Origin of the sequence: Adlercreutzia sp. DFI.6.23 (assembly GCF_024462535.1) — a bacterium.
Classification (GTDB): Bacteria; Actinomycetota; Coriobacteriia; order Coriobacteriales; family Eggerthellaceae; genus Adlercreutzia; species Adlercreutzia rubneri.
This window is the reverse complement of record NZ_JANGBP010000745.1, coordinates 1-290: the sequence shown is the minus strand read 5'-3', so window position 1 is coordinate 290 and position 290 is coordinate 1. Positions and strand designations below refer to the sequence as shown.

The 290-nt window shown below is 58.3% G+C and carries 1 protein-coding gene; it reads right to left on the bottom strand.

Features of this window, described 5'->3' with window-relative positions; genetic code table 11:
* On the bottom strand, positions 1 to 284 hold a 284-nt coding region (locus NE591_RS15295), incomplete at its 3' end, for a type I restriction enzyme endonuclease domain-containing protein (protein WP_256157106.1).
* Positions 285 to 290: the final 6 nt, after the last annotated feature.

Sequence of the window (290 nt, the reverse complement as noted above, 5' to 3'; positions counted from 1 at the left end):
GCCATAACCGTCTCCATGGCGTCGTCCACTCCCTCAGGAGGATACTTGTACTTTCGGAGCAACCGCTTAATGGCTCGGCGCATTCCCGCGCGAGCATTCTCTTTGCGCTGCCAATCGATAGTGGCGCTGCGCCGCATGGCCTCAGTAAGCTCCCGCGTAATGGCCACGAGCCGGTCATTGTCGTAGAAGTCCTTTACCGCTTGCGGCTTGGTGATGGCATCGTAGAAAGCCATCTCTTCGTCGGTCAGCCCCAACGCCTCAGCCTCCGAGCGATCCCGCATCATTTCTTT